This window comes from Streptomyces tendae, from assembly GCF_014650435.1.
Taxonomy (GTDB): Bacteria; Actinomycetota; Actinomycetes; order Streptomycetales; family Streptomycetaceae; genus Streptomyces; species Streptomyces tendae.
Genome location: NZ_BMUY01000005.1, coordinates 338,111 through 364,843 on the forward strand (window position 1 = coordinate 338,111; position 26,733 = coordinate 364,843).

General features: G+C 71.8%; 25 protein-coding genes. 17 read left to right on the top strand and 8 right to left on the bottom strand.

Translation table 11 applies throughout. The annotated features are described in order from the left end of the window. From IE258_RS16315 to IE258_RS16345, 7 genes are all read left to right on the top strand, one after another. Positions 1 to 1,539 (top strand): ATP-dependent DNA ligase, encoded by a 1,539-nt coding sequence (locus IE258_RS16315; protein WP_189744107.1) that lies wholly within the window; start codon positions 1 to 3, stop codon positions 1,537 to 1,539. Next, on the top strand, positions 1,536 to 1,997 hold the full coding sequence (locus IE258_RS16320) for an NUDIX hydrolase (protein WP_159324682.1): 462 nt from the start codon (positions 1,536 to 1,538) through the stop codon (positions 1,995 to 1,997). Before IE258_RS16315 ends, IE258_RS16320 begins: the two co-directional genes overlap by 4 nt. 114 nt (positions 1,998 to 2,111) lie before the next feature. Next, positions 2,112 to 3,497 (top strand): NADP-dependent succinic semialdehyde dehydrogenase, encoded by a 1,386-nt coding sequence (locus IE258_RS16325; RefSeq protein ID WP_189744109.1) that lies wholly within the window; start codon positions 2,112 to 2,114, stop codon positions 3,495 to 3,497. A gap of 25 nt (positions 3,498 to 3,522) precedes the next feature. Beyond that, positions 3,523 to 3,759 (top strand): DUF6213 family protein, encoded by a 237-nt coding sequence (locus tag IE258_RS16330; RefSeq protein ID WP_161376315.1) that lies wholly within the window; start codon positions 3,523 to 3,525, stop codon positions 3,757 to 3,759. Positions 3,760 to 3,932: 173 nt separating this feature from the next. Next, complete coding sequence (locus tag IE258_RS16335; protein ID WP_189744111.1) at positions 3,933 to 5,057, top strand: 1,3,6,8-tetrahydroxynaphthalene synthase; 1,125 nt, start codon at positions 3,933 to 3,935, stop codon at positions 5,055 to 5,057. After that, complete coding sequence (locus IE258_RS16340; protein WP_189744113.1) at positions 5,054 to 6,268, top strand: cytochrome P450; 1,215 nt, start codon at positions 5,054 to 5,056, stop codon at positions 6,266 to 6,268. The genes IE258_RS16335 and IE258_RS16340 overlap by 4 nt, the downstream gene beginning before the upstream one ends. Further along, positions 6,265 to 6,798 (top strand): cupin domain-containing protein, encoded by a 534-nt coding sequence (locus IE258_RS16345; RefSeq protein ID WP_229892137.1) that lies wholly within the window; start codon positions 6,265 to 6,267, stop codon positions 6,796 to 6,798. The genes IE258_RS16340 and IE258_RS16345 overlap by 4 nt, the downstream gene beginning before the upstream one ends. Here IE258_RS16345 and IE258_RS16350 read toward each other — a convergent pair. Beyond that, a complete protein-coding gene (locus IE258_RS16350) occupies positions 6,795 to 8,021 on the bottom strand; it encodes an acyl-CoA dehydrogenase family protein (protein WP_159324687.1) in 1,227 nt (408 codons plus the stop codon). The two genes, IE258_RS16345 and IE258_RS16350, sit on opposite strands and share 4 nt — an antisense overlap. Before the next feature lie 171 nt (positions 8,022 to 8,192). Here IE258_RS16350 and IE258_RS16355 point away from each other — a divergent pair, with 171 nt between their 5' ends. After that, a complete protein-coding gene (locus tag IE258_RS16355; RefSeq protein ID WP_087810637.1) occupies positions 8,193 to 8,849 on the top strand; it encodes a TetR/AcrR family transcriptional regulator in 657 nt (218 codons plus the stop codon). A 37-nt stretch (positions 8,850 to 8,886) separates the two neighbouring features. Here the strand turns inward: IE258_RS16355 and def are convergent, their stop codons facing one another. Next, on the bottom strand, positions 8,887 to 9,426 hold the full coding sequence (def, locus tag IE258_RS16360; protein WP_189744115.1) for a peptide deformylase: 540 nt from the start codon (positions 9,424 to 9,426) through the stop codon (positions 8,887 to 8,889). Positions 9,427 to 9,604: 178 nt separating this feature from the next. Between def and IE258_RS16365 the strand changes: the two genes are divergently transcribed. The 5 genes from IE258_RS16365 (at position 9,605) to IE258_RS16385 (ending at position 14,202) form a co-directional block, all read left to right on the top strand. Continuing rightward, positions 9,605 to 10,843 (top strand): Mur ligase family protein, encoded by a 1,239-nt coding sequence (locus IE258_RS16365; RefSeq protein ID WP_087810636.1) that lies wholly within the window; start codon positions 9,605 to 9,607, stop codon positions 10,841 to 10,843. A gap of 23 nt (positions 10,844 to 10,866) precedes the next feature. Next, positions 10,867 to 11,595: a type 1 glutamine amidotransferase gene (locus IE258_RS16370; RefSeq protein ID WP_109030302.1), complete on the top strand. Its 729-nt coding sequence runs from the start codon at positions 10,867 to 10,869 to the stop codon at positions 11,593 to 11,595. 217 nt (positions 11,596 to 11,812) lie between these two features. Continuing rightward, positions 11,813 to 12,838, top strand: a complete 1,026-nt coding sequence (locus tag IE258_RS16375; RefSeq protein WP_189744117.1) for a 6-phosphofructokinase — start codon at positions 11,813 to 11,815, stop codon at positions 12,836 to 12,838. 199 nt (positions 12,839 to 13,037) lie between these two features. Further along, complete coding sequence (locus IE258_RS16380) at positions 13,038 to 13,988, top strand: cytochrome c oxidase assembly protein (protein ID WP_189744119.1); 951 nt, start codon at positions 13,038 to 13,040, stop codon at positions 13,986 to 13,988. 43 nt (positions 13,989 to 14,031) lie between these two features. Beyond that, complete coding sequence (locus IE258_RS16385) at positions 14,032 to 14,202, top strand: hypothetical protein (RefSeq protein WP_016325678.1); 171 nt, start codon at positions 14,032 to 14,034, stop codon at positions 14,200 to 14,202. 45 nt (positions 14,203 to 14,247) lie between these two features. Here IE258_RS16385 and IE258_RS16390 read toward each other — a convergent pair whose 3' ends face one another. From IE258_RS16390 to IE258_RS16405, 4 genes are read right to left on the bottom strand one after another with little or no spacing between them, the layout of a single operon-like run. After that, positions 14,248 to 15,453, bottom strand: coding sequence for a sensor histidine kinase (locus IE258_RS16390; protein ID WP_189744429.1), 1,206 nt, complete (start codon positions 15,451 to 15,453; stop codon positions 14,248 to 14,250). An 8-nt stretch (positions 15,454 to 15,461) separates the two neighbouring features. Further along, a complete protein-coding gene (locus IE258_RS16395) occupies positions 15,462 to 17,282 on the bottom strand; it encodes a sodium/solute symporter (protein WP_189744121.1) in 1,821 nt (606 codons plus the stop codon). Between the two features lie 28 nt (positions 17,283 to 17,310). Further along, complete coding sequence (locus IE258_RS16400) at positions 17,311 to 17,670, bottom strand: hypothetical protein (RefSeq protein WP_161381663.1); 360 nt, start codon at positions 17,668 to 17,670, stop codon at positions 17,311 to 17,313. A 4-nt stretch (positions 17,671 to 17,674) separates the two neighbouring features. Further along, positions 17,675 to 18,433: a LytR/AlgR family response regulator transcription factor gene (locus IE258_RS16405; protein ID WP_189744123.1), complete on the bottom strand. Its 759-nt coding sequence runs from the start codon at positions 18,431 to 18,433 to the stop codon at positions 17,675 to 17,677. Between the two features lie 77 nt (positions 18,434 to 18,510). Between IE258_RS16405 and IE258_RS16410 the strand changes: the two genes are divergently transcribed. The 3 genes from IE258_RS16410 to rocD all read left to right on the top strand — a co-directional run bounded on the left by IE258_RS16410 (position 18,511) and on the right by rocD (position 21,208). Continuing rightward, a complete protein-coding gene (locus IE258_RS16410) occupies positions 18,511 to 19,023 on the top strand; it encodes an Lrp/AsnC family transcriptional regulator (protein WP_159324694.1) in 513 nt (170 codons plus the stop codon). A 125-nt stretch (positions 19,024 to 19,148) separates the two neighbouring features. Then, positions 19,149 to 19,988 (top strand): dimethylargininase, encoded by an 840-nt coding sequence (gene ddaH, locus IE258_RS16415; protein ID WP_189744125.1) that lies wholly within the window; start codon positions 19,149 to 19,151, stop codon positions 19,986 to 19,988. Beyond that, entirely contained in the window at positions 19,985 to 21,208 is a 1,224-nt protein-coding gene (rocD, locus tag IE258_RS16420) for an ornithine--oxo-acid transaminase (protein WP_189744127.1), read from the top strand. Before ddaH ends, rocD begins: the two co-directional genes overlap by 4 nt. 15 nt (positions 21,209 to 21,223) lie before the next feature. On the opposite strand, the gene IE258_RS16425 is transcribed toward rocD, so the two are convergent. Further along, the gene (locus IE258_RS16425) at positions 21,224 to 21,682 is read right to left on the bottom strand and encodes an RpiB/LacA/LacB family sugar-phosphate isomerase (RefSeq protein ID WP_189744129.1); all 459 of its coding nucleotides are present in this window, start codon (positions 21,680 to 21,682) and stop codon (positions 21,224 to 21,226) included. 141 nt (positions 21,683 to 21,823) lie between these two features. Between IE258_RS16425 and IE258_RS16430 the strand changes: the two genes are divergently transcribed. After that, on the top strand, positions 21,824 to 23,338 hold the full coding sequence (locus IE258_RS16430) for an MFS transporter (protein WP_159324698.1): 1,515 nt from the start codon (positions 21,824 to 21,826) through the stop codon (positions 23,336 to 23,338). An 82-nt stretch (positions 23,339 to 23,420) separates the two neighbouring features. Here the strand turns inward: IE258_RS16430 and IE258_RS16435 are convergent, their stop codons facing one another. Continuing rightward, complete coding sequence (locus tag IE258_RS16435; RefSeq protein WP_189744131.1) at positions 23,421 to 26,618, bottom strand: M20/M25/M40 family metallo-hydrolase; 3,198 nt, start codon at positions 26,616 to 26,618, stop codon at positions 23,421 to 23,423. Positions 26,619 to 26,733 lie beyond the last annotated feature (115 nt).

Consider the following 26,733-nt stretch of genomic DNA (forward strand, 5'->3'; position numbering starts at 1 on the left):
ATGCTGCTTGCCCGGTTGGCCCAGGTGTCCCGGGAGGTCGCCGCCACGTCGGCGCGGTCCCGGAAGACCGTCCTGCTCGCGGAGCTGTTCCGGGAGGCGGAGGCGGCGGACGTGCCGGTCGTCATCCCGTACCTGGCGGGACGGCTCCCGCAGGGCCGGATCGGCGTCGGCTGGAAGGTGCTGAGCCGCCGGGTGCCGCCGGCCGACGGACCGACCCTGACCGTGCGTGACGTGGACACCCGGCTCACCCGGCTCGGCGCGGTCTCCGGTCCCGGTTCGCAGGCCGAGCGGGCCCGCCTGGTCGGCGAGCTGATGGGCGCCGCCACGGAGGACGAGCAGCGCTTCCTGATCGGGCTGCTCACCGGAGAGGTCCGCCAGGGTGCCCTGGACGCGGCCGCCGTCGAGGGCCTGGCCGCGGCGACGGACGCTCCCCCGGCGGACGTACGGCGGGCGGTGATGCTCGCCGGGTCGCTCCAGACGGTGGCCGAGGCCCTGCTGGCCGACGGACCCGGCGCCCTCGACCGGTTCCGGCTCACCGTCGGACAGCCCGTGCTGCCGATGCTGGCGCACAGCGCGTCCTCGGTCGCCGAGGCGGTCGGCAAGCTGGGGGCCGCGGCCGTGGAGGAGAAGCTGGACGGCATCCGGGTCCAGGTGCACCGGGACGGCGGCACCGTACGGGTCTACACCCGCACCCTGGACGACATCACCGACCGGCTCCCGGAGGTCACCGACGCGGCCCTCGCGCTGCCCGGCGAGCGGTTCATCCTGGACGGCGAGGCGATCTCCCTCGACGCGGACGGACGCCCCCGCTCCTTCCAGGAGACCGCCGGCCGCGTGGGCTCCCGCACCGACGTGGCCACGGCGGCGCGGGCGGTTCCGGTCTCCGCCGTCTTCTTCGACGCGCTCTCCGTCGACGGCCGCGACCTGCTCGACCTGCCGCTGACCGAACGGCACGCGGAGCTTGCCCGGCTGGTCCCCGAACCGCTGCGGGTGCGGCGCACGCTGGTGCACGGCCCCGAGGACACCGGTGCCGCCGAGGAGTTCCTCGCCGAGACGCTGGCGCGCGGACACGAGGGCGTGGTCGTCAAGGGACTGGACGCCGCGTACAGCGCGGGCCGGCGCGGCGCGTCCTGGCTGAAGGTCAAGCCGGTGCACACGCTCGACCTGGTGGTACTGGCCGCCGAATGGGGCCACGGCCGCCGCACCGGCAGGCTCTCCAACCTCCACCTGGGCGCCCGCACCGCCGACGGCTCCTTCGCGATGCTCGGCAAGACCTTCAAGGGCATGACCGACGCCCTGCTGGCCTGGCAGACCGAACGCCTCGGGGAGCTGGCCGTCGAGGAGCACGGCTGGGGCGTGACCGTGCGGCCCGAACTCGTCGTCGAGATCGCCTACGACGGCCTCCAGCGCTCCACGCGCTACCCGGCCGGCGTCACCCTGCGCTTCGCCCGCGTGGTCCGCTACCGCGAGGACAAGCGCCCCGAGGACGCCGACACCGTGGAGACCCTGCTCGCCGCCCACCCCGGAGTGACCCCGTGAGGCGCAGCGCCGGCCTGCTGCTGCACCGGCGCGGACCGGGCGGGGAGGTCCAGGTACTCCTCGGCCACATGGGCGGCCCGTTCTACACCCGCCGGGACGCCGGGGCGTGGACCGTGCCCAAGGGCGAGTACGACCCGGCGGAACCGGCGTGGGAGGCGGCCCGGCGCGAGTTCCGGGAGGAACTGGGGCTGCCGCCGCCCGAGGGCGAGGCGGTGCCGCTCGGCGAGGTGCGGCAGGCGGGCGGAAAGGTCGTCACGGTCTGGGCCGTGGCGGCCGACCTCGATCCGGCGGCGGTCGTCCCCGGCACCTTCACCATGGAGTGGCCCCCGAGGTCGGGGCGGACGGAGGAGTTCCCCGAGCTGGACCGGGTGGCGTGGTTCGGGCTCGACCGGGCGCGCGAGGTGATCGTGAAGGCGCAGGCCGCGTTTCTCGACCGGCTGGCTGAGCACTCGCACTGACGAGACGCCACGAGGAATCACGAGCGACTACGAGGAACGACGCGACCGTCCGCGTTGCGGCACCCCGCGCCGCGCGCCAAGGTCGAAGCACGAATGCACCCAGGGAGGTCGGCCATGCCCATCGCGACGGTGAACCCGGCGAACGGCGAGACGCTCAGGACGTACGAGGCCATGGGCGAGGAGGAGATCGAGCGCCGGATCGAGCTCGCGGAGGCCACTTTCCGCACCTACCGGACCACGGGGTTCTACGAGCGGGCCGGGCTGATGCGCCGGGCCGCCGACCTCCTGGAGGCCGACCAGAAGGAGATCGGCAAGGTCATCACCACGGAGATGGGCAAGCCGGTCAAGCAGGCCCGCGCGGAGGCGGCCAAGTGCGCCAAGGCGATGCGCTGGTACGCCGACCACGCGGCCGAACTGCTGGCCGACGAGGAGCCGGACGACGCCGACGTGAAGGACTCCGGCGCCTCCCGGGCCCTGGTCCGCTACCGCCCGCTCGGCCCGGTGCTCGCGGTGATGCCGTGGAACTTCCCGCTCTGGCAGGTGATCCGGTTCGCGGCGCCCGCGCTGATGGCGGGCAACGTCGGGCTGCTCAAGCACGCCTCGAACGTGCCGCAGACCGCCCTCTACCTGGAGGACCTGTTCCACCGGGCGGGCTTCCCCGAGGGCTGCTTCCAGACGCTCCTCATCGGTTCCGCCCAGGTCGACGACATCCTGCGCGACGAGCGGGTGCGGGCCGCCACCCTCACCGGCAGCGAGCCGGCGGGCCGCGCGGTGGCCTCCACCGCCGGGGAGATGATCAAGAAGACGGTCCTCGAGCTGGGCGGCAGCGACCCGTTCGTCGTCATGCCGTCCGCGGACGTCGAGCGGGCCGCCGCGGTGGCGGTGACCGCGCGCACCCAGAACGCCGGGCAGTCGTGCATCGCCGCCAAGCGGTTCATCGTCCACACGGACGTGTACGACGCCTTCGCCGAGCGCTTCACCGAGGGCATGCGGGCCCTGAAGGTCGGCGACCCGATGGACGAGGAGACCGAGGTCGGCCCACTCTCCAGCGAGCAGGGCCTCAACGACCTGGTGGAACTGGTCGACGACGCGGTGCGCGGCGGCGCGAGCGTACTGTGCGGCGGCGAACGCCCGGACGGGCCGGGCTGGTACTACCCGCCGACCGTCCTGGCGGACGTCACCCGCGAGCTGCGCATCCACCGCGAGGAGGCATTCGGCCCGGTCGCCACGCTGTACCGGGCGGCCGACCTGGACGAGGCGGTCCTGATCGCCAACGACACGGACTTCGGGCTCAGTTCCAACGTGTGGACCCGCGACGACGCCGACGTGGACCGCTTCGTCCGGGACCTGGAGGCGGGCGGCGTGTACGTCAACGGGATGACGGCGTCCCACCCGGCGTTCCCGTTCGGCGGGGTCAAGCGGTCGGGCTACGGGCGTGAGCTGTCCGGGCACGGAATCCGCGAGTTCTGCAACATCACCACCGTATGGCACGGAGCGTGAGCCTTCCGCGACTACGATCCCCTTTGTGAACCGCGAAGTGACCCTGCCTCTGATCGTCGACGACCGCGGCACGCTCCAGGTCGCCGCGTCCGACGTGAGCAAGCTGCTGCGCACGGTCGGCGGGCGATGGCTGCGGCTGGTGGAGACCGGCGAGGAGAGCCTGGACGAGGACACCGTCGCGGCGCTCACCATCGAGCTGGCCAAGCTGGCCGACCGGATCGACGTGGCGTGCATCGCCCACAGCAGCGGCCGCACCTCCTGACGCCCTGACCCGAGCCGACGCCCTGGCCCGAGCCGACGCGTTCCCCGAGACGGAGTAATCCGGCGAGAGATCACCGCCCCGGTGGGTGATCGTGGACGGGCACCCCTGAGAAGGTGCAGCACTTTCCGGCCGGGGGGCGCAAGCCTTCCGCGAGGCGAAAGCAGGCACGGTTCATGGCGACTTTGTGCAGACCCTCGGTGTCCGTCCCGGAGCACGTGATCACGATGGAGGAGACGCTGGAGCTGGCGCGCAGGCGCCACACCGAGCATCCTCAACTGCCTCTCGCCCTCCGGCTGATAGAGAACACCGGGGTCCGCACCCGGCACATCGTGCAGCCCATCGAGGAGACCCTGAAGCACCCGGGCTTCGAGGACCGCAACAAGGTCTACGAGCGGGAGGCGAAGTCCCGCGTCCCCGCCGTCGTCCAGCGGGCCCTGGACGACGCCGAGCTGCTCACCACGGACATCGACGTGATCATCTACGTCTCGTGCACGGGCTTCATGATGCCCTCGCTCACGGCGTGGCTGATCAACGAGATGGGCTTCGACAGCACCACGCGCCAGATACCCATCGCCCAGCTGGGCTGCGCGGCCGGCGGCGCGGCGATCAACCGGGCCCACGACTTCTGCACCGCCTACCCCGAGGCCAACGCGCTCATCGTGGCCTGCGAGTTCTGCTCGCTGTGCTACCAGCCCACCGACCTCGGCGTGGGCTCCCTGCTCTGCAACGGACTCTTCGGCGACGGCATCGCCGCCGCGGTGGTCCGCGGCCAGGGGGGCACCGGAGTGCGCCTGGAGCGCAACGGCTCGTACCTGATCCCCAAGACGGAGGAATGGATCATGTACGACGTGAAGGCGACCGGTTTCCACTTCCTGCTGGACAAGCGGGTGCCGGCCACCATGGAGCCGCTCGCGCCGGCGCTCAAGAGCCTGGCGGGCGAGCACGGTTGGGACGCCGCCGACCTGGACTTCTACATCGTGCACGCGGGCGGCCCCAGGATCCTCGACGACCTCAGCAAGTTCCTGCAGGTCGACCCGCACGCGTTCCGCTTCAGCCGGGCCACGCTCACCGAGTACGGCAACATCGCCAGCGCCGTCGTCCTGGACGCGCTGCGCAGGCTTTTCGACGAAGGCGGCGTCGAGGAGGGGGCCCGCGGGCTGCTGGCCGGGTTCGGTCCCGGCATCACCGCGGAGATGTCCCTGGGCTGCTGGCAGACGGCGGACGTGCGGCGCAACGTGCGGCAGGAGATGACGCGGGACGTGTCCCGGGATGTGACGCGGAGTGTGAGGCAGACGTGAGCGAAGAAACGATTTCCCAGACCGCGCCGCCCGTTCGGGACTGGCCGGCCGTCGACCTGCCCGGCAGCGACTTCGACCCGGTGCTGGCCGAGTTGATGCGCGAGGGTCCCGTCACCCGGATCTCGCTGCCCAACGGCGAGGGCTGGGCCTGGCTGGTGACCCGTCACGACGATGTGCGCCTGGTCACCAACGACCCGCGGTTCGGGCGCGAGGCCGTGATGGACCGGCAGGTCACCCGGCTGGCCCCGCACTTCATCCCGGCGCGCGGCGCGGTCGGCTTCCTGGACCCGCCGGACCACACCCGGCTGCGCCGCTCGGTGGCCGCGGCCTTCACCGCGCGGGGCGTGGAGCGCGTGCGCGAGCGGTCCAGGGCCATGCTGGACGAGCTGGTCGACGCCATGCTGAAGGCCGGTCCGCCCGCCGACCTGACCGAGGCGGTGCTGAGCCCGTTCCCCATCGCGGTGATCTGCGAGCTGATGGGTGTGCCGGCCACCGACCGGCACACCATGCACACCTGGACCCAGCTGATCCTGTCCTCCTCGCACGGCGCCGAGGTCAGCGAGCGGGCCAAGAACGACATGAACGCCTACTTCTCGGATCTCATCGGCCTCCGGTCGGACAGCACCGGCGAGGACGTCACCTCGCTGCTGGGCGGCGCCGTCGGGCGGGACGAGATCACGCTGGAGGAGGCGGTGGGGCTCGCGGTCCTGCTGCAGATCGGCGGCGAGGCGGTCACCAACAACAGCGGGCAGATGTTCCACCTGCTGCTGACCCGTCCGGAGCTGGCCGAACGCCTGCGCTCCGAGCCGGAGATCCGCCCCCGGGCCATCGACGAGCTGCTGCGCTGGATCCCGCACCGCAACGCCGTGGGGCTGTCCCGGATCGCCCTGGAGGACGTGGAGATCAAGGGCGTGCGGATCCGCGCGGGCGACGCGGTCTACGTGTCGTACCTGGCGGCCAACCGGGACCCGGAGGTCTTCTCCGACCCGGACACCGTCGACTTCGAGCGCAGCCCCAACCCGCACGTGTCCTTCGGCTTCGGCCCGCACTACTGCCCGGGCGGCATGCTGGCCCGGCTGGAGTCGGAGCTGCTCGTCGACGCGGTCCTTGACCGGGTGCCGGGGATGAAGCTCGCGGTGGCGCCCGAGGACGTGCCCTTCAAGAAGGGTGCGCTGATCCGCGGGCCCGAGGCCCTGCCGGTGACCTGGTGAGCGGCCTGGTGGCGGCGGCCGAGGGGCTGCTGGTGCCGCCGGGTCAGGGCAGGGTGGTGCAGGCCCCGGCCCAGCACGTGACCTTCAAGGTGACCGGTTCGCACTCGCGCATGGCGTCCACCTTCGAGGTGATCGTGCCGCCGGGGTTCGACGTCGGCGCCCACGTGCACACCCGCAGCGAGGAGCTGTTCTACGTGCTGGAGGGCGAGCTGGACGTGCTCGCCTTCGAGCCGAGGGTCCGTACGCCGGACAGCTGGCGAAAGTGGGAGTCGAGTTCGGGCAGCCGGGTGGTGCGCGCCACCCCGGGCACGGTCATCGTCGTACCCCCGGGCTGCCCGCACGCGTTCGCGAACCCGACGGGCGAGCCGGCCAAGATGTTCTTCCAGGCCAGCCCGCCCCCGGACCACGAGCGCTACTTCGAGGAACTGCTGGAGATCCTCGGAAACGGCGGCCCACCGGACCAGGAGGCGATCGAGGCCCTACGGGCGAAGTACGACATCGAGCAGCTCACGCCGCTGCGACACGGTTAGCGAATCGGCATCCCGGCCAGCGTCCGAGCGATCACCAGCCGCTGGATCTCACTCGTGCCCTCGAAGATCGTGTAGATCGCGGAGTCGCGGTGCATCCGCTCCACCGGGTACTCCCGCGTGTAGCCGTTGCCGCCCAGGATCTGGACCGCCTGGGCGGTCACCTTCTTCGCGGTCTCGCTCGCGAACAGCTTGGACATCGAGCCCTCGGCCGCCGTGAACGGCTTGCCGTTGATCGCCATCCAGGAGGCCCGCCACACCAGCAGCCGCGCCGCGTCGATGGACGTGCGCATGTCGGCGAGCTGGAAGGCGACGCCCTGGTTGTCGATGATCGGCCGCCCGAACTGCTCACGGGTCTGCGCGTACTCCAGCGCCACCTCGTACGCGGCGCGCGCGGTGCCCACCGCCATCGCGCCGACCGCCGGACGGGACGCCTCGAAGGTGGCCATCGCCGCGTTCTTCACGCGCTCGCCGCCCTTCTTGGCCTTCTCCCGGGCACGGGCCAGGCGGGCGTCCAGCTTCTCCTTGCCGCCGAGCAGGCAGGAGCCGGGCACGCGCACGTTGTCGAGGACGACCTCGGCGGTGTGCGAGGCGCGGATGCCGTGCTTCTTGAACTTCTGGCCCTGGGAAAGACCCGGCGTACTCGGCGGCACGATGAACGAGGCGTGGCCCTTGGAGCCCAGGTCCGGGTCGACGACGGCGACGACGACGTGGACGTTGGCGATGCCGCCGTTGGTCGCCCAGGTCTTGGTGCCGTTGAGGACCCACTCGTCCTTGGCCTCGTCGTACACGGCACGCGTGCGCATGGAGGCGACGTCGGAGCCGGCGTCGGGCTCGGAGGAGCAGAAGGCGGCGACCTTGACGTCATTGGCGTCGCCGTACATCTGGGGGATCCAGGTGCCGATCTGCTCCTCGGTGCCGTTGGCGAGGACGCCGACGGCGGCGAGGCCCGTGCCGACGATCGACAGGGCGATGCCCGCATCGCCCCAGAACAGCTCCTCCATCGCCATGGGAATGCCGAGGCCGGTGGAGTCGAAGTACTGCTGGGCGTAGAAGTCCAGGGAGTAGATGCCGACCTTGGCGGCCTCCTGGATGACGGGCCAGGGGGTCTCCTCGCGCTCGTCCCATTCGGCGGCCGCGGGGCGGATGACGTCGGCCGCGAAGCCGTGCAGCCAGTCCCGGACCTCCTTCTGTTCGTCGCTCAGCTCCATGGTGAACTCGGCCATGTCCCCTCCAGTGACGCCCAATGCATGTTACTTGCGGTAACCCCGAGTCTGTTACCGGCGGGTAGGAAAAGTCAACTCCCGGGACCCCCTCGCCCTCCCGTTCGATGTCACGTGCCCTGTGAGTGTTAGTTTGCGCAGGCGTCACCGAAACAGCACGGGTGGGGAGAGCACATGAACACCACGCAGCGGACCGATCAGCAGACGTCCGCCGACCGCAGACGGCGCGAGCTGCTCGAGGCCGCCGACCGGGTGGTGCTGCGCGACGGTCCGCACGCCTCGATGAACGCCATCGCCGCCGAGGCCGGCATCACCAAGCCGATCCTGTACCGGCACTTCGGCGACAAGGGCGGACTCTACGCCGCCCTCGCCGTCCGGCACACGGACGCCCTCCTCGCCTCGCTGCGGGCCGCGCTGGACGCTCCGGCGGAGCGGCGGCAGCGCGTCGAGTCCACCCTGGACACCTATCTGGCGGCCATCGAGGCCCGCCCGCAGGTCTACCGGTTCCTGATGCATCCGGCGGAGGGGGCCGGCACCCCGGGCGACCAGTCCGAGCAGGGCTTCGACGTCGGCAAGCACTCGGCGCCGCTGCTGCGCCGGATGGGCGAGGAGCTGGCCCAGGTCATCGAGGAGCGGCTCGACGTCGGTCCTGGCACCCAGCAGCTGGCCCGGGTGTGGGGACACGGGATCGTCGGCATGATGCACGCCGCCGGGGACTGGTGGCTGGGCGAACGACCCTGCCCCCGGGAGGAGTTGGTCCGCACCCTGGCCGACCTGCTGTGGGGCCGGCTCGCCGAGGCGGGCGACAAGGCGGGCGGCCCGGGGTTCTGACCTCCGGCCTCCCCCGGTCCGTCGTCGGCGCGGGCGCTCAGCGCTGCCAGGACGCCCGGGCCACCTGGCGCATCAGCTTCCGGTGCCGCCGGCCGGTCAGGCGATCGGCGTAGATCCGCCCCTCCAGGTGGTCGCACTCGTGCTGGAGGCACCGGGCGAAGAACCCCGTCCCGCGTACGGTGACCGGCGCACCGGCCATCGTGAAGCCCGTCACCACCGCCTCGTCGTGCCGCTCGGTCCCCGCCTCCAGGCCCGGCAGCGACAGACAGCCCTCGGGACCGCGCACCACCACCCCGCCGGTCTCCACCAGCCGGGGGTTCACCACGTGCCCGAGGTGCCGCTCGTCCTCGTCGTCCGGGCAGTCGTACACGAAGACGCGCAGCGCCTCGCCGATCTGGTTCGCGGCCAGGCCCACGCCGTGGGCGGCGTACATGGTCGCGAACAAGTCCTCCACGAGCGCCGCGAGTTGCGGACCGAAGTCCGTCACCTCCGCGCAGGGAGCGTGCAGGACGGGGTCGCCGAGGAGGCCGAGGGGACGGACGCGCCCGTGGGCGCCCGGGATGGAGCCTTGTCGCATGGCGGTCAGAGTAAGGTCCCTGTGTCCCCCGGCGGCACGCGCCCACCGCCGGAACCGGTGGCCGGTGCCGCGATTCGGGAGTGCGAATGGATCTCGATAGGCTGAGGTCCACACCACGTGGCCGTCAGGCTTCACAGGCTTCAGGCGCGGCGCGTACGGCAAGGAGGATCGAGAACTGATGGCAGGCAACTCGGACCCGCTCACGCCGCGGGCCAAGATCGCCGTGACCGCGGGCAAGGCGGTCGCGGCGGCATCGCGCGCCGCGGGGCGCGGCAGCGGTTCGGTGATCGGCGGCCGGGTCGCGCTGAAACTCGACCCCGACCTCCTCCACCGGCTCGCCGGGCACCTGGACGTGACCCTCGTCTCGGCGACCAACGGCAAGACCACCACCACCCGGCTCATCGCCGAGGCGCTCAAGGCGGCCGGTCCGGTCGTCTCCAACGCGCTCGGCGCCAACATGCCGGCCGGCATCACCTCGGCGCTCGCGGGCGGCGCGGACGCCCGTTACGGGGTCATCGAGGTCGACGAGAAGTACCTCGTCGGCGTCGCCCAGGCCACCGAACCGAAGTGCATCGCGCTGCTCAACCTCTCCCGCGACCAGCTGGACCGCGCCGCCGAGACCCGCATGCTCGCCGAGAACTGGCGCGAGGGCCTGGCCGGCTCGAAGGCCGTGGTCGTCGCCAACGCCGACGACCCGCTGGTGGTGTGGGCCGCGTCCTCTTCCCCCAACGTGATCTGGGTCGCCGCGGGCCAGATGTGGAAGGACGACGCCTGGTCCTGCCCGTCCTGCGGCGGCGTGATGCAGCGCCCCGGCGACGACTGGTTCTGCGGCGAGTGCGGCTTCCGGCGCCCGACGCCGAGCTGGGCCCTGTCCGGCGACCACGTCCTCGACCCGCACGGCTCCGCCTGGCCGATCCACCTCCAGCTGCCGGGCCGCGCCAACAAGGCCAACGCCGCCTCCTCCGCCGCCGTCGCCGCCGTCTTCGGGGTGCCGCCGCAGGTCGCCCTGGAGCGCATGTACCAGGTGCAGGCGGTCGCCGGGCGCTACGACGTGGTCCAGTTCCAGGGCCGCGACCTGCGACTGCTGCTCGCCAAGAACCCGGCGGGCTGGCTGGAGACCTTCTCGCTGATCGACCCGCCGCCCGCCCCGGTGATCCTCTCGGTGAACGCGCGCGGCGCCGACGGCACCGACACCTCCTGGCTGTGGGACGTGGACTACACCCGGCTGTCCGGCCACCCGATCTGTGTGGTCGGCGACCGCAAGCTGGACCTCGCGGTGCGCCTGGAGGTCGCGAACCAGCAGTTCCAGGTGTGCGAGGACCTCGACCAGGCGGTGCAGCTGTGCCCGCCGGGACGCATCGAGGTCATCGCGAACTACACCGCCTTCCAGGACCTGCGCCGCCGCGTCGGCAACTGACCGCGAGACTTCAGGGGATTTTCGTGAGCGACAACCAACTGCGGATCGTCTGGATCTACCCGGACCTGCTCAGCACCTACGGCGACCAGGGCAACGCTCTCGTCGTGGAGCGCCGGGCGCGCCAGCGCGGCCTCGACGTGGCCCGGCTCGACGTGCGCAGCGACCAGCCCATCCCGACCTCCGGCGACATCTACCTCGTCGGCGGCGGCGAGGACCGGCCGCAGCGGCTCGCGGCCGAGCGGCTGCGGCGCGACGGCGGCCTGTACCGGGCGGTGGAGAACGGCGCGATCGTCTTCTCGGTCTGCGCCGGCTACCAGATCCTGGGCCACGAGTTCATCAACGACCTCGGCCAGCGCGAGCCGGGCCTCGGCCTGCTCGACGTGGTGTCCACCCGCGGCGAGGGCGCGCGGTGCGTCGGCGACGTCCTCGGCGACATCGACCCGCGCCTCGGTCTGCCCCCGCTGACCGGCTTCGAGAACCACCAGGGCGTCACCCACGTCGGACCCAACGCCCGCCCGCTCGCCCAGGTCCGCTTCGGCAACGGCAACGGCACGGGGGACGGCACGGAGGGCGCGTACAACGACACGGTCTTCGGCACGTACATGCACGGCCCCGTGCTGGCCCGCAACCCGCAGATCGCGGACCTGCTGCTCAAGCTGGCCCTCGACGTGAACGCGCTGCCGCCGACCGACGACCGCTGGTACGAGGCGCTCCGCAACGAGCGCATCGCGGCTGCGCAGCAGCCTGCGTAGGCACAGCTGCGCAGCAGCCTGCGTAGGCACAGCTGCGCAGCAGCCTGCCTGAGCCCCTCCCGGGGGCCCGTCTGATGACGCATCCGCACAGGTGAGCGGGTGCGTCCAGTAGGCGGACGCGTGGTTCGGCCCCGCCCCCTCGTACCGCTAGGGTGGCGGGGATCGAGCCGGACAGCGCGGTCCGGACCCGTGCCACGTTGAGAAGGTATTTCGGGCTATGCGCATTGGTGTCCTCACGTCCGGCGGCGACTGCCCCGGCCTGAACGCCGTCATCCGGTCCGTCGTGCACCGTGCCGTCGTCGACCACGGCGACGAGGTCATCGGTTTCCGGGACGGCTGGAAGGGCCTCCTGGAGTGCGACTACCTCAAGCTCGACCTCGACGCGGTCAGCGGCATCCTGGCCCGCGGCGGCACCATCCTCGGCTCCTCCCGGGTCCGTCCCGAGCATCTGCGGGACGGCGTGGAGCGCGCCCGCGGCCACGTCGGGGAGCTGGGTCTCGACGCGATCATCCCGATCGGCGGCGAGGGCACGCTGAAGGCGGCCCGGCTGCTGTCCGACAACGGCCTGCCGATCGTGGGCGTGCCGAAGACCATCGACAACGACATAGCGGTCACCGACGTCACCTTCGGCTTCGACACCGCGGTGACCGTCGCCACCGAGGCCCTGGACCGGCTGAAGACCACCGCCGAGTCCCACCAGCGGGTGCTGATCGTCGAGGTCATGGGCCGGCACACCGGCTGGATCGCGCTGCACTCGGGCATGGCCGCCGGCGCGCACGCCGTCGTCGTCCCGGAGCGGCCCTTCGACATCGACGAGCTGACCGCGAAGGTCGGGGAGCGTTTCTCCGCGGGCAAGCGGTTCGCGATCGTGGTGGCCGCAGAGGGCGCCAAGCCGAAGGCCGGGACCATGGACTTCGACGAGGGCGGCAAGGACGTCTACGGCCACGAGCGCTTCGCCGGGATCGCCCGCCAGCTCTCCATCGAGCTGGAGGAGCGGCTCGGCAAGGAGGCCCGCCCGGTGATCCTCGGGCACGTCCAGCGCGGCGGCACGCCGACCGCGTACGACCGGGTGCTGGCGACGCGGTTCGGGTGGCACGCGGTGGAGGCGGTGCACCGTGGGGAGTTCGGGAAGATGACGGCCCTGCGCGGGACGGACATCGAGATGGTGTCGCTCGCCGACGCGGTGGAGTCCTTGAAGACGGTGCCGGACGCGCGGTACGCGGAGGCGGAGTGCGTTCTTTGAGGTCGCTGTAGTACGCCGTCTGCGGCTGGTACGTGGTTGCTCGCGCCCACGCGGCGGAGCCTCAGATTGATACAGCCCCGCGCCCCTTCAGGGCGCTTTCACCGCCCCCGGTCGCAGATGTCGCCGGGGGCGGTTCTACGCTTGCTTCGGACAAGCGGCGTTCAACCGCGCTCAACCCCCACGAAACAGGAGCGGGCGGATGGATCACAGCGGGCACGGCATGACCATGGATCTGCCGCCGTTCACGCTGGGGCGGGGGCTCGCCTGGTCGGCGGATCCCTTCTTCCTGGTCGCCTGCCTGCTCGGACTGGCGCTGTACGGCTGGGGCGTCGCCCGCCTGGTGCGGCGCGGTGACAAGTGGCCCGTCGGCCGGACCGTGGCCTTCGTGGCCGGTGTGCTGAGCGTCGCCCTGATGATGTGCACCAAGCTGAACGACTACGGCATGGTCATGTTCAGCGTGCACATGGTCCAGCACATGGTGATCAGCATGGTGTCGCCGATCCTGCTGCTGCTCGGCGCCCCGATCACGCTGGCGCTGCGCGCGCTGCCCCCGGCGGGCCGTGGCCGCAAGGGGCCCCGTGAGCTGCTGCTGATGCTGCTGCACAGCCGCTACATGCGGATCATCACGCACCCGGCGTTCACCATCCCGCTGTTCATCGCGAGCCTGTACGCCCTGTACTTCACCCCGCTCTTCGACACCCTGATGGGCTCGCAGGCCGGGCACATCGGGATGATGGTGCACTTCCTCGCCGTCGGTGTGGTGTTCTTCTGGCCGATCATGGGCGTGGACCCGGGCCCGCACCGGCCGGGCTACCTGATGCGGATGCTGGAGCTGTTCGCGGGCATGCCGTTCCACGCGTTCTTCGGGATCGCGCTGATGATGGCCTCCTCCCCGATGGTCGAGACGTTCAAGAACCCGCCCGCCTCGCTCGGCATCGACGCGCTCTCCGACCAGAACGCGGCCGGCGGCATCGCCTGGGCCTTCAGCGAGGTCCCGTCCGTGCTTGTGCTGCTCGCGCTGCTCTTCCAGTGGTACGCCTCGGAGGAGCGCCAGGCCCGGCGCAGCGACCGGGCCGCCGACCGCGACGGCGACAAGGAGCTGGCGGCGTACAACGCCTACCTCGCCTCACTGGACACACGCGGCGGCTGAACGGGGCACCATGGAGGGCAACGGACACGAGGAGGGTGTTGCGATGCCCGGTTCCACGGACAGTTCGACGAAGACGATGGGGGCGCTCACCATCGGCGGCCTCGTCGCGGTGACGGCGTACACGGTGGCGCTCGGGAGCAACGGCTGGCTGTGGTTCGGCTGGGTCGTGCTCGGTCTGATCACCCTGGGGCTGGTGGCCACCCGCAGCGCCTGAGCCCCGTGCGGGGCGCCCCGTCACTCGGCGGGCCGGCTCGGCCGCTCAGTCGCGGCCGAGCCGGCCCGCCGAGTGCACGCCCGGCTGGTACTTCGGCAGCCGAACCGTGATCTTCATGCCCGCGCCGACGGCCGTCTCGATGACGAGGCCGTGGTCGTCCCCGTAGACCTGGCGGAGGCGGTCGTCGACGTTGGACAGTCCGATGCCGCCCGACGGGCTGACCTCGCGCGCGAGGATGCGGCGCAGCAGGTCCGGTTCCATGCCGGCGCCGTCGTCCTCGATGACGACCAGGGCCTCGGCGCCCGCGTCCTGGGCGGTGATCTGGATGCGGCACCGGTCGGCCTTGCCCTCCAGGCCGTGCTTGACGGCGTTCTCGACGAGCGGCTGGAGGCAGAGGAAGGGCAGCGCGACCGGCAGCACTTCCGGGGCGACCTGGAGGGTGACGGCGAGGCGGTCGCCGAAGCGGGCCCGCACCAGCGCCAGGTAGTGGTCGATGGCGTGCAGCTCGTCGGCGAGGGTGGTGAAGTCGCCGTGCCTGCGGAACGAGTAGCGGGTGAAGTCGGCGAACTCCAGGAGCAGCTCGCGGGCGCGCTCGGGGTCGGTGCGCACGAAGGAGGCGATCACCGCGAGCGAGTTGAAGATGAAGTGCGGGGAGATCTGGGCCCGCAGCGCCTTGATCTCGGCCTCGATGAGCCGGGTGCGGGACTGGTCGAGGTCGGCCAGCTCCAGCTGGACGGAGACCCAGCGGGCCACTTCCCCGGCGGCGCGGACCAGGACGGCGGACTCGCGCGGCGCACAGGCGACGAGGGCGCCGTGCACCCGGTCGTCCACGGTGAGCGGGGCGACGACCGCCCAGCGCACCGTGCAGTCCGGTGTGTCGCAGGTGAGCCGGAATGCCTCGCCGCGGCCGGTCTCCAGCGGCCCGGCGAGTCGCTCCATGATCTCGGCGCGGTGGTGGTTGCCCACGCCGTCCCAGACCAGGACCTCCTTGAGGTCGGTCAGGCACAGCGCGTCCGTGCCGAGCAGCGAGCGGAGCTTGCGGGCCGACTTCCCGGCGGTCTCCTCCGTCAGGCCCGCCCGCAGCGGGGGTGTGGCCAGGGAGGCGGTGTGCAAAGTCTGGAAGGTGGCGTGCTCGACCGGGGTGCCCAGGCCGCCGAGGTGCTGCGGCCGGGCCGTGCGCCGCCCCAGCCAGAAACCGGCGGCCAGCAGCGGGAGCAGGGCGACGGCCAGCCCCGCCAGGAAACCGCCCACGGAGCCGCTCACCGCGTCGGCTCCTCACGCACATCGCGCACAGCGCGCACCTTGCGCGGGTCGGCCGCCGCCTCCAGGCCGTTCGAGCGCAGGTCCTCGGTGCGCGGGGCGTCGGTACGCAGTTCCTCCGTGCCCAGCTCCTCCGGCAGGTGGAAGCGGGCCAGGATCGCCGCCGTCCCGGCCGGCACCCGGCCCGGGGTGGCGAGGGAGACCAGCACCATGGTGAGGAAGCCCAGCGGCACCGACCAGAGGGCGGGCCAGGCCAGCAGCGCGTGCAGCGATCCGCCGCCGCTCGGGACGCCGCCCATGGTGGCGGCGACGGCGAGCAGGGCGGAGCCGCCGCCCACCAGCATCCCGGCGGCCGCGCCGGGCGGGGTCAGGCGCCGCCACCAGATGCCGAGGACCAGGAGGGGGCAGAAGGAGGAGGCGGACACCGCGAAGGCGAGGCCCACGGCGTCGGCGACCGGGAGCCCACCGACCAGCGCGCTCGCCGCCAGTGGCACGGCCATGGCGAGCAGGGTGCCCAGCCGGAAGTGGGGCACGGCGCGGGACGGCAGCACGTCCTGGGTGAGGACGCCCGCGACGGCCATGGTGAGCCCCGACGCGGTGGACAGGAACGCGGCGAAGGCACCGCCCGCGACCAGCGCGCCCAGCAGGTCGCCGCCCACTCCCCCGATGACCCGGTCGGGCAGCAGCAGGACCGCGGCATCGGCGTCCCCGGTGAGGGTCAGCTCGGGGGCGTAGAGGCGGCCGAGGGCGCCGTAGAGGGGCGGCAGCAGGTAGAAGGCGCCGATCAGGCCGAGCACGGCGACGGTGGTGCGGCGGGCCGCGACGCCGTGCGGGCTCGTGTAGAAGCGGACCACGACGTGCGGCAGCCCCATGGTGCCCAGGAACGTGGCCAGGATCAGGCCGTACGTGGCGTACAGCGGGCGTTCGGTGCGGCTTTCGGCCCGGGACGGGGACAGGGCGTCGTCGGCCCCTCGTCCGGCGGCCGGGACGGGGGTGTCCGCGGCGAAGGTGAGGCGGGCGCCGGCCGCGATGCGGTGGGTGCCCGCGGGCAGGGCGACGCGGTCTCCGTGGTATGCGCGGCCGTCCACGGTGCCGTGGACGGTGACGGTGAGCGGCTCGTCGAGCTTGAGGGTGAGGCTGTCGTCGACCTGTACGGAGCGCTGCTCGCGGAAGGTGGCGGGTTCGTCGAAGGGACGGCCGGGGGCGCCGTCGGCCTGCCAGGCCAGCACCAGGAAGAAGGCGGGGACGAGCAGGGCGGTGAGCTTGAGCCAGAACTGGAAGGCCTGGACGAAGGTGATGCTGCGCATGCCGCCGGCCGCGACGATCGCGGTGACGACGACGGCGACGATCACCCCGCCCAGCCAGTCGGGCGCCCCGCTGAGCACGCTCAGTGTCAGCCCGGCGCCCTGGAGCTGGGGCAGCAGGTACAGCCAGCCGACCCCGACGACGAAGGCACCCGCGAGCCGCCGCACCCCCTGGGAGGCGAGCCGGGCCTCGGCGAAGTCGGGCAGCGTGTAGGCGCCCGAGCGGCGCAGCGGGGCGGCGACGAACAGCAGCAGCACGAGGTAGCCGGCGGTGTAGCCGACCGGGTACCAGAGCATGTCGGGGCCCTGGACGAGGACCAGGCCCGCGATGCCGAGGAAGGACGCGGCGGAGAGGTACTCGCCGCTGATGGCGGCGGCGTTGAGGCGGGGGCCCACGGTGCGGGAGGCGACGTAGAAGTCGGAGGTGGTCCGGGAGATGCGCAGGCCGAAGGCGCCGACGAGGACGGTGGCCACGACGACGAGGGCGACGGCGGGTATCGCGTAGCTGGAGTTCATGGTGCCTGCACGGCCTCGTTCCGCATGGTCACCGGTCCTCGACGAGCCGCACGAAGTCGCGTTCGTTGCGCTCGGCGCGGCGCACGTACCAGCGGGCCAGGAGGACCAGCGGGGCGTACAGGCCGAAGCCGAGGACGGCCCACTCCAGGCCGCGGGCGTCGGGCAGCGCCGCGAAGAGCAGGGGCAGCGGTCCGACGAGGAGACCGAGGACCGCGAGGGCGGTGAGGCCGGCCCGCAGCTGGCTGCGCATGAGGGAGCGGACATAGGTGTGGCCGAGGGTGGTCTGCTCGTCGATCTCGGTGCGCGGGCGGTAGTAGCCGGAGGCCCGGCGTGCGCGCCTGGGCGGGCCGGTGACGGTGACGCGCCGTTCTGCGGGGTCCTGGGGCATGGGGTCACGGCCTCCGCATGAGCAGGTCCCGCAGCTCCCGGGCGTGGCGCCGGCTGACCTGGAGTTCCTCGCTGCCGACCAGGACGCTGACGGTGCCGGCGTCCAGGCGGAGTTCGCCGATGTGGCGCAGGGCGACGAGGTGGCGGCGGTGGATGCGGACGAAGCCGCGCGCCCGCCAGCGTTCCTCCAGGGTGGCCAGGGGGATGCGGACGAGGTGGCTGCCCTTGTCGGTGTGCAGGCGGGCGTAGTCGCCCTGGGCCTCGACGTGGGTGATGTCGTCCACGGGGACGAAGCGGGCGACGCCGCCGAGTTCCACGGTGATGTGGTCGGGGTCGGGTCCGTGCACCGGTATCCGCGGCGAGGGGGGTGTCGCGCCGCGCTGCTCGGCGGCGCGGCGCACCGCCTCGGCCAGCCGCTCCCGGCGCACGGGTTTGAGGACGTAGTCGACGGCGTCCAGGTCGAATGCCTGGACGGCGAAGTCCTCGTGCGCGGTGACGAACACGACCAGTGGCGGCCGGGCGAAGCCGGTGAGCAGCCGGGCCAGGTCCAGTCCGTCGAGGCCCGGCATCTGGATGTCGAGGAAGACGACGTCGATGGCGTCGGGGCCGTCGGGGCCCGACTCCAGGGCCCGGTTGATGCGGCGCAGCGCCTCGGTCGCGTCGCTCGCGCCCTCCGCCGCGCCGATGCGGGGATCGGCGTTCAGCAGGTACACGAGTTCCTCGAGCGTGGGGCGTTCGTCGTCGACAGCCAGGGCGCGCAGCATGAGGCTGGAGTGTAGGAGCAATCCGTACGCCTGCACACGGGCCCGGCGTGCACGTATCCGCTGGATACAGTGCCCGCATGAGCAGCAGGCCCGCTTCGTTCGACGAACTCGACCGGAAGATCGTCACCGCCCTGATGGAGAACGCCAGGACGTCCTTCGCCGAGATCGGCGCGGAGATCGGACTGTCCTCGACCGCGGTCAAGCGCCGGGTGGACCGGCTGCGCGAGACCGACGTGATCACCGGTTTCACGGCGACGGTGCGGCCCTCCGCGCTGGGCTGGCGCACGGAGGCGTACGTGGAGGTGTACTGCGAGGGGGCGGCGCCGCCGCGGCGGCTCGCGGAGGTGGTGCGGGGCTATCCGGAGATCACCGCGGCGATGACGGTGACCGGCGGCGCGGACGCGCTGCTGCACGTGCGGGCGCGGGACGTGGAGCATTTCGAGGAGGTGCTGGAGCGGATTCGTGCGGAGCCGTTCATCCGGAAGACGATCAGCGTGATGGTGCTGTCCCACCTGATCCCGGAAAGTCCCGAGGCAGGAGCGGCCCTGCTCGCCCCCGACGACGCGGCAGACGCAGCAGAGCTGCGCTGACCAGGTGAAAGACGCAGCGTTCTTGCGGGAACACGCAGCTTTCGTCGCTTGTCGGGCTCGGCCGTCACTTCTTACCGTGGTGTCAACCACCAGTCACGCACCGTGAGGAGCGGAGGTACCCCTTCGTGCCCGAGTCCCGTGTGCCGCGCCGGCGGCGCTTCGTGGTCTGCGAACCCAGACACTTCGCCGTGCAGTACGCGATCAACCCGTGGATGAGCACCGGCCGACCGGTCGACGTCGTCCGCGCCCTCGACCAGTGGCAGGCGCTGGTCGACACCTACCGTGCCCACGGCCACACCGTGGACACCGTCGCGCCGGTCCCCGGCCTGCCCGACATGGTCTTCGCCGCGAACTGCGCTGTCGTGGTCGAGGGCCGGGTCTTCGGCTCCCTCTTCCACGCGCCCGAGCGGCGTCCGGAGTCCGTGCCCTTCGAGGCGTGGTTCAAGACGGAGGGCTTCGAGGTCCACCATCCCGAGTCGGTCTGCGAGGGGGAAGGCGATCTGGCCCCGGCCGGCCGCTGGATCCTGGCCGGCACGGGGTTCCGCACCACCCGTACGGCCCATCGCGAGGTGCAGGAGTTCTTCGGCGTGCCGGTGATCTCGCTGACCCTCGTGGACCCGTACTTCTACCACCTGGACACGGCGCTGTTCGTGCTGGAGGAGGGGTCGGACGCGGACGGCGGTAACATCGCCTATTACCCCGGCGCCTTCTCACCCGGCAGCCGGGAGGTGCTGGAGCGGCTCTACCCGGACGCGGTGATCGCCACCCGCGAGGACGCGATGGCGTTCGGGCTCAACTCCGTGTCCGACGGGCGGCACGTGTTCATCGCGCCGGAGGCCCGGGCCCTGGCCGACCGGCTCGCCGGTCTCGGCTATGTGCCGGTCCCCGTCGACCTGTCCGAGTTCCACAAGGCCGGTGGCGGCATCAAGTGCTGCACCCAGGAGATCCGGGAGACCCGCTCATGACCGCACCCGCCCGCACCGACCGCGGCTCCGAGGAACTGATCCGCGCGGAGGAGCCCGTCCTCGCGCACAACTACCACCCGCTGCCCGTCGTGGTGGCCCGCGCCGAGGGCGCCTGGGTCGAGGACGTCGAGGGCCGCCGCTACCTGGACATGCTGGCCGGGTACTCGGCGCTCAACTTCGGCCACCGCCACCCGGCGCTGATCGAGGCCGCCCACCGGCAGCTGGACCGGCTCACGCTCACCTCGCGCGCCTTCCACAACGACCGGCTCGCGGGCTTCGCCGAGCGGCTGGCCGCCCTGACCGGCACGGACATGGTGCTGCCCATGAACACCGGTGCGGAGGCGGTGGAGAGCGGCATCAAGGTGGCCCGCAAGTGGGCGTACGACGTCAAGGGCGTCCCGGCGGACCGGGCGACGATCGTGGTCGCGGCGGACAACTTCCACGGCCGTACGACGACGATCGTGAGCTTCTCCACCGACGAGACGGCCCGCTGCGGCTTCGGCCCCTTCACGCCCGGCTTCCGGATCGTCCCGTACAACGACCTGGCCGCGATGGAGGCGGCGGTCGACGAGACGACGGCGGCCGTGCTGATCGAGCCGATCCAGGGCGAGGCGGGCGTGCTGATCCCGGACGACGGCTACCTGGCCGGGGTGCGGGAGCTGACCCGGCACAAGGGCTGTCTGTTCGTCGCGGACGAGATCCAGTCGGGACTGGGCCGCACCGGGCACACCCTGGCCGTCGAGCACGAGTCGGTCGTGCCGGACGTGGTGCTGCTCGGCAAGGCGCTGGGCGGCGGCATCGTCCCGGTGTCGGCGGTGGTCGGCCGCCGTGAGGTGCTGGGTGTGCTGCACCCGGGCGAGCACGGTTCGACGTTCGGCGGCAATCCGCTGGCCGCCGCGGTGGGCACGGCGGTGGTGGAGCTGCTGGAGACCGGCGAGTTCCAGCGCCGGGCGGCCGAGCTGGGCGCGGTGCTGCGCGAGGGGCTCGCCGCCCTGGTCGGCAGGGGTGTCGTCGGCTTCCGGGCGCGGGGGCTGTGGGCGGGCGTGGACGTGGACCCGGCACTGGGCAGCGGACGCGAGATCAGTGAGCGGCTGATGCGCGAGGGCATCCTGGTCAAGGACACCCACGGCTCCACGATCCGTCTCGCACCGCCGCTGACCGTCACGGCCGAGGAGCTGACCGGGGCCCTCGGGACACTGGAGAAGGTCCTGACCTCCTGACCCGCCCGCCGGGATTCACCGAGCGGCTCGACGGTCCTCGTCGAGCCGCTCCACGTGGGTGACGTTGTCCCGGTCCTCGGCGTCCCCGCTCGGCCCGCCCGCGAACCAGGCGTCGAGGATCTCCCGCAGCAACGGCCCGGACGTCAGCCGCAGGCTCAGCGCGAGCACGTTGGCGTCGTTCCAGCGGCGGGCCCCGTCGGCGGTGTACGCGTCGGCGCACAGGGCGGCGCGGACGCCCGGCACCTTGTTGGCGGCGATGGAGGCGCCGGTGCCGGTCCAGCAGCACACCACGGCCTGGTCGGCCCGCCCCTCGGCGACCTCGCGGGCCGCCTGCTCGGAACAGGCGGCCCACCGCGGGTCCGCCCCGGGGCTCAGCGCGCCGTGCGCGCGGACCTCGTGGCCGCGTGAGCGCAGTTCCTCGACGAGGAGCCGGGCGACGGGTTCGTCCATGTCGGAGGAGACGGAGATACGCATGTGCGAAGCGTACTCACCGACCGCTCACCTCATCGGCCCAGTCACATGACCGAAGTCACGACCATACCCAGCATGATCGGGGGAACGGGTACGAGCTGAGAGACGTACGACCGAGCAGCGCTCCGTCCGGAGTGTCTGCGCGTGGAAAGGGAGGCCGCCACGTCCCCCACCGAGAACGGACCGGAGACCGACGCCGCGGCGGTGCGCCGCCACCCCGCCCTGTTCCGGGCGATCAAGCGCCGGCGGAACCCCCGACTGCGCCGGTCGGACATCACCGTCACGGACGAGGCCGCCGTCAAGCGTGCCGTCAAGGCGGCCTCTCTCGGCAATGCCATGGAGTGGTTCGACTTCGGCATCTACGCCTACCTGGCGGGCACGATCGGCCGGGTGTTCTTCCCCTCCGGGAGCGACACCGCGCAGCTGCTCTCCTCGTTCGCCACGTTCGCCGTGGCGTTCCTGGTGCGGCCGATCGGCGGCATGGTCTTCGGCCCGATGGGTGACAAGATCGGCCGCAAGAAGGTGCTGGCGCTGACGATGATCCTCATGGCGATCGGCACGGCCGCCATCGGGTTCATCCCCAGCTACGACTCGATCGGCTTCTGGTCGCCGGTGCTGCTGATCCTGTTCCGCCTGCTCCAGGGCTTCTCCACCGGCGGCGAGTACGGCGGCGCGTCCACCTTCATCGCCGAGTACGCGCCCGACAAGCGGCGCGGATTCTTCGGCAGCTTCCTGGAGCTCGGGACGCTGGCCGGGTACACCGGTGCGGCCAGTCTCGTCACCGCGCTGACGGCGGGGCTCGGCAGCGACACGATGGACGCCTGGGGCTGGCGGATCCCCTTCCTGGTCGCGGCCCCGCTCGGCATCGTGGGTATCTACCTGCGGCTGAGGCTGGACGACACGCCCGCCTTCCTGAAGCTGGAGGACTCCAACGTCCACATCTCCGAGGCGGCGACCGCGGTGGAGACCACCGCGCGGGGCGACCTCGCCAAGATCTTCCGCACTCACTGGCGGTCGCTGGTGCTGTGCATCGCGCTGGTGGGCGCGTACAACATCACCGACTACATGCTGCTGTCGTACATGCCGACGTACCTGTCGGACGAGCTGGACTACAGCGAGAGCCACGGCCTGATGATCCTGGTGGCGACGATGGTGCTGCTGATGCTGATCATCAACCAGGTCGGCCGGCTCTCCGACCACTTCGGCCGCAAGCCCGTCCTGATGACCGGCATGATCGGGTTCTTCGTGCTGTCCGCCCCGGCCTTCGTGCTGGTGCAGGAGGGCAGTCTGCTCGCGGTCTCGGGCGGCATGCTGATGCTCGGCCTGTCGCTGGTCTGTCTGCTGGGCACGATGTCGGCGGCGCTGCCGGCGATGTTCCCGACCAACGTGCGGTACGGGTCCCTGTCGGTCGGCTACAACCTGTCGGCGTCGATCTTCGGCGGGACCACGCCGCTGGTGATCACCGCGCTGATCAGTGTGACCGGCTCCGACATGATGCCCGCCTACTACTCGATGGCGGCGGCCCTGTTCGGTGTCGTGGCCGTGGCCTGCATGAAGGAGACGGCCCAGCAGCCGCTGGCGGGCTCTCCGCCGTCGGTGGGGACCGAGGAGGAGGCCGCGGAGATGGTCGAGGCGCAGGCGCCGACGCCGAAGTTCTGAGGGCGAAGCCGCGCCCGGGGGCGGTGGGGTTCGGTGCGAACCCCACCGCCCGTCGGCGTGTCGGGCGGTGCTCAGTCGCGTGTCAGAGGCGCTGCCACAGAGCCGGGACGTTGGGCGGCTCCCAGCCGGGGTAGGCCGTGTGGCCCTGGATGCACCGGTAGCTGACGCCGTCGTAGCTGACCACGTCACCGGCCGCGTAGGTGGCTCCCAGCTGCCAGGTGGTCTCGCCGCCGCCGTCGCCGGGCACGGTGAGGGTGTACGTGGTGGTGTGCGTGACGGTGCCCGTACCCGTGAGGGTCAGGGTGTAGGTGCCGGGGGCGGTGCCCGCGGCGACCTGGACCGTGGCGGTGGAGGACTGGCCCGAGGTGACCGAGTCCGGGGTGAAGCCCACGCTCACGCCGGTGGGCGCGCCGGAGGCCGTCAGCCGCACGTTCTGGGCGTCACCGCTGGTGGTGGCGGTGTTCACGGTGACAGTCGCGGAGTTGCCCGGCTCGACCGTCCCCGAGGACGGGTTCGCGGAGATCGAGAAGTCGTCCTGCGGGTTCGGTGCGTCGCCGACGGCGGTCTTCCAGATGGTGTACGCGATGCCGTCGGCGCTGCGGTTCAGCGCGGTGGCGCTGATGTTGGAGGTGGTGTCGCAGGCGGAGTGGTAGCACGGGTCGTAGGACCGGCCCGCGGTGCCGCCCCACTTGGCGGCCTCCGTGGACGACTTGATCGCGGAGGCCCCCGTGGCGTAGCCGGAGGTCGGGACGCCGACCTGCTGGAACGAGTAGTCGTCGGAGCGGCCCTGGCCCTCGACGTTCTCCTGCGGGGCGAGGCCGAGGGAGGTCCAGTACTCCCGCATCGGGGCGGAGGCCGAGGAGGTCAGATTGTTGATGAAGTAGCCGCCGTTGACGGAGCCGACCATGTCGAAGTTGTAGTACGCCTTGATCCTGGCGCGCTCGGTCGAGGACAGGGTCCGGGCGTAGAAGTCGGAGCCGTTCAGGCCCTGCTCCTCGTCGGTCCACCAGGCGAAGCGGACGCGGTTCTTCATCGTCGGGTTCTGCTCGGCCAGGGTCAGCGCCGCCTCGAGGAGCGCGGCGGAACCGGAGCCGTTGTCGTTGATGCCGGGGCCGGCCGAGACGCCGTCGAGGTGGGCGCCGAACATGTAGACGCTGTTCGCGTCGCCCTTCGGCCACTCGGCGATCAGGTTGTTGCCCGCGCCGGCGGAGCAGCCGGAGGTGCAGGTCTGCTCGGTGACGGTGTAGCCCGCCGCCTGCAGCTTGCCCTTCACGTACGCGAGGGAGGCGTCGTACCCGGTGCCCGTGGAGCGGCGGTTGCCGCCGTTCTGCGCGGCGATCGAGCCGAACTGGGCGAGGTGGGCCTGCACCTGGGCCACGTCGACGTCGGGCGGGGTGCCCGGGTTGCCGCCGCCGACGGTGAGGGTGTACTGGGCGGTGTGGCTCTTGCTGCCCGCGGTGCCCTTGACCGTGAGCGAGTAGGTGCCCGCGGCGGTGCCGGAGGTGGTGGACACGCGCATGGCCGAGCTGGAACCGGAGGTGACCGTCGCGGGGCTGAAGGTGACGCTGACGCCGGGCGGGGTGCCGGTGGCGGTCAGCGACACCTGCTGGGCGCTGCCGGCGACGGTGGTGGTGTTCACGGTGGCGTTGACCGCGGAGCCCGCCTCGGCATTGCCGCTCGCCGGGCTGAGGGCCAGCGAGAAGTCGGTCTCCTGCCGGACGCAGGTCGGGTCGCCGCTCTGGGCCGGGATGTCGATCGCGTTCCAGGCCGCCTTGGTGCGGTCGAACAGGTCGCAGGACGGGTCGAGGTTCTTGGCGGCGGTGAGGGTGGCGCTGCGGTAGCGCTTGTAGGTCATGCCGCTGGTCTTGAGCAGCATGCCGCCGTAGAAGATCTTCCCGGCGTTCTGGATGCCGATGCCGGTCACCTGGCTGCCGTCGCAGGTGGGGCTGGAGGGCTTGCCGCCGCCGGGGTTGGAGCCCTCGGCGAGGAGGTAGAACCAGTGGTTCATCGGCCCGGCCGCCGCGTGCTCCTCGGTCCCCGGGATGGCGGAGGAGTAGCAGTTGGGGTCGTTGTTGACCAGCTGGGGGTTGTACATGTTGCGGATCGGTCCGCGGCCCTGGAGGTTGATCTCCTCGCCGACGGTGTAGTCGGGGGTGTCGTGGGGAGCCGGCTGGTTCGCGTACGCCTCGGTCAGGGCTCCCATGATGTCGCCGGTGGCCTCGCCCAGGCCGCTCTCGTGGTTGGCGCCGCCGGGGGTGAAGCTGTCCAGGCCGTGGCCGTACTCGTGGCCCACCACGTCCATGCCGGCGATCCACTTGCCCGCGCTGTTGTGGCCGATGGTGACCCGGGAGCCGTCCCAGTAGGCGTTGAGCTGGTTGAGACCGACCGAGGTGGGCCAGCTGCCGCCGTTGCCGTTGTGGCCGTTGCGGCCGAGCCAGTCGCGGAGCATGTCCGACTCCTTCTGCGCCGCGTACATGACGTCGACGCAGCCGGTCTCACGGCTGGACGCGTTGCCGGTGCCCCAGTCGTCGTCCGGTCCGGTGAACAGGCCGCCGTTGTAGTCCGAGCACTGCAGTCCGGGGCGGGTGGTGTCGCGCAGGGCGTACTGGCTGCCGGAGCGGGAGGTGTCGATGGTCAGCGGGTCGGGGCCGTTCCACTCGCTGTGGCCGGTGCCGGCCTTCACGTCGTCGTAGCTGTCGACGACCTTGCCGGTGCGGGCGTCCACGAACACGTGCAGCCTGCTGGGCACGTGGTCCTCCGTGGTGCCGACGAGCACGGTCTCCCAGGCGAGGGTCTGGACGTCGTCCTTGACGCGGACCACCAGGCGCTTGGAGTCGACCTTGTCGACGTTCGCGAGCCGCTTGCGGCTGGTCTTCACCGCCTGCTCGGCCTTGATCCCGGTCTCGGTGGGCACGGCTATCGCGGCCTCGGTGGCGGACTGGACGGCGCGGACCCTGCCCTTGCCGTCGGCGAGGACGACGGCGTCGCCGCCGACCACCGGGAGACCGTTGTAGGTGCGCTCGTAGGCGACGGAGAACAGGTTCTCGTCCCAGGGGGTGACCTGGTGGCGGTCGTACTGCTCGTCGGGGCCGCCGGCGACGAGGGCGTCCAGGCCGCTGCGTACGGCCTGGTCGGCCGCGGCGACGGCCCTCTCGACGGGGGTGGGCTGCGCCGCGGAGGGCGCGGACCGCTCCGAGGCCGAGGCGAGGGAGGTCGGTACCACCACCCCTGCGAGTGTCATGGCCAGGACTGTCCCGGCCACCGCGGTCTGTCTGAGCATCGTGGCTCCTTGTGAGAGTGGGGGGCTCCTTGCGGGCCGACCTGGGCCGTGACATGCCGGACGCGCACCCTGGGGTGCGGGGACGCGGCCATCGGATGTCATTTGCATGTCAGGT

Bases quoted from the DNA above. Each gene is read 5' to 3' on its own strand.
- IE258_RS16380 (WP_189744119.1), top strand. From the start codon at position 13,038: ATGGATCACAGCGGGCACGGCATGACCATGGATCTGCCGCCGTTCACG.
- IE258_RS16435 (WP_189744131.1), bottom strand. From the start codon at position 26,618: ATGCTCAGACAGACCGCGGTGGCCGGGACAGTCCTGGCCATGACACTC.
- IE258_RS16350 (WP_159324687.1), bottom strand. From the start codon at position 8,021: ATGGCCGAGTTCACCATGGAGCTGAGCGACGAACAGAAGGAGGTCCGG.
- IE258_RS16315 (WP_189744107.1), top strand. From the start codon at position 1: ATGCTGCTTGCCCGGTTGGCCCAGGTGTCCCGGGAGGTCGCCGCCACG.
- IE258_RS16365 (WP_087810636.1), top strand. From the start codon at position 9,605: ATGGCAGGCAACTCGGACCCGCTCACGCCGCGGGCCAAGATCGCCGTG.
- IE258_RS16335 (WP_189744111.1), top strand. From the start codon at position 3,933: ATGGCGACTTTGTGCAGACCCTCGGTGTCCGTCCCGGAGCACGTGATC.
- IE258_RS16355 (WP_087810637.1), top strand. From the start codon at position 8,193: ATGAACACCACGCAGCGGACCGATCAGCAGACGTCCGCCGACCGCAGA.
- IE258_RS16405 (WP_189744123.1), bottom strand. From the start codon at position 18,433: ATGCTGCGCGCCCTGGCTGTCGACGACGAACGCCCCACGCTCGAGGAA.
- rocD (WP_189744127.1), top strand. From the start codon at position 19,985: ATGACCGCACCCGCCCGCACCGACCGCGGCTCCGAGGAACTGATCCGC.
- IE258_RS16325 (WP_189744109.1), top strand. From the start codon at position 2,112: ATGCCCATCGCGACGGTGAACCCGGCGAACGGCGAGACGCTCAGGACG.
- IE258_RS16385 (WP_016325678.1), top strand. From the start codon at position 14,032: ATGCCCGGTTCCACGGACAGTTCGACGAAGACGATGGGGGCGCTCACC.
- IE258_RS16395 (WP_189744121.1), bottom strand. From the start codon at position 17,282: ATGAACTCCAGCTACGCGATACCCGCCGTCGCCCTCGTCGTCGTGGCC.
- IE258_RS16425 (WP_189744129.1), bottom strand. From the start codon at position 21,682: ATGCGTATCTCCGTCTCCTCCGACATGGACGAACCCGTCGCCCGGCTC.
- IE258_RS16400 (WP_161381663.1), bottom strand. From the start codon at position 17,670: ATGCCCCAGGACCCCGCAGAACGGCGCGTCACCGTCACCGGCCCGCCC.
- IE258_RS16375 (WP_189744117.1), top strand. From the start codon at position 11,813: ATGCGCATTGGTGTCCTCACGTCCGGCGGCGACTGCCCCGGCCTGAAC.
- def (WP_189744115.1), bottom strand. From the start codon at position 9,426: ATGCGACAAGGCTCCATCCCGGGCGCCCACGGGCGCGTCCGTCCCCTC.
- IE258_RS16410 (WP_159324694.1), top strand. From the start codon at position 18,511: ATGAGCAGCAGGCCCGCTTCGTTCGACGAACTCGACCGGAAGATCGTC.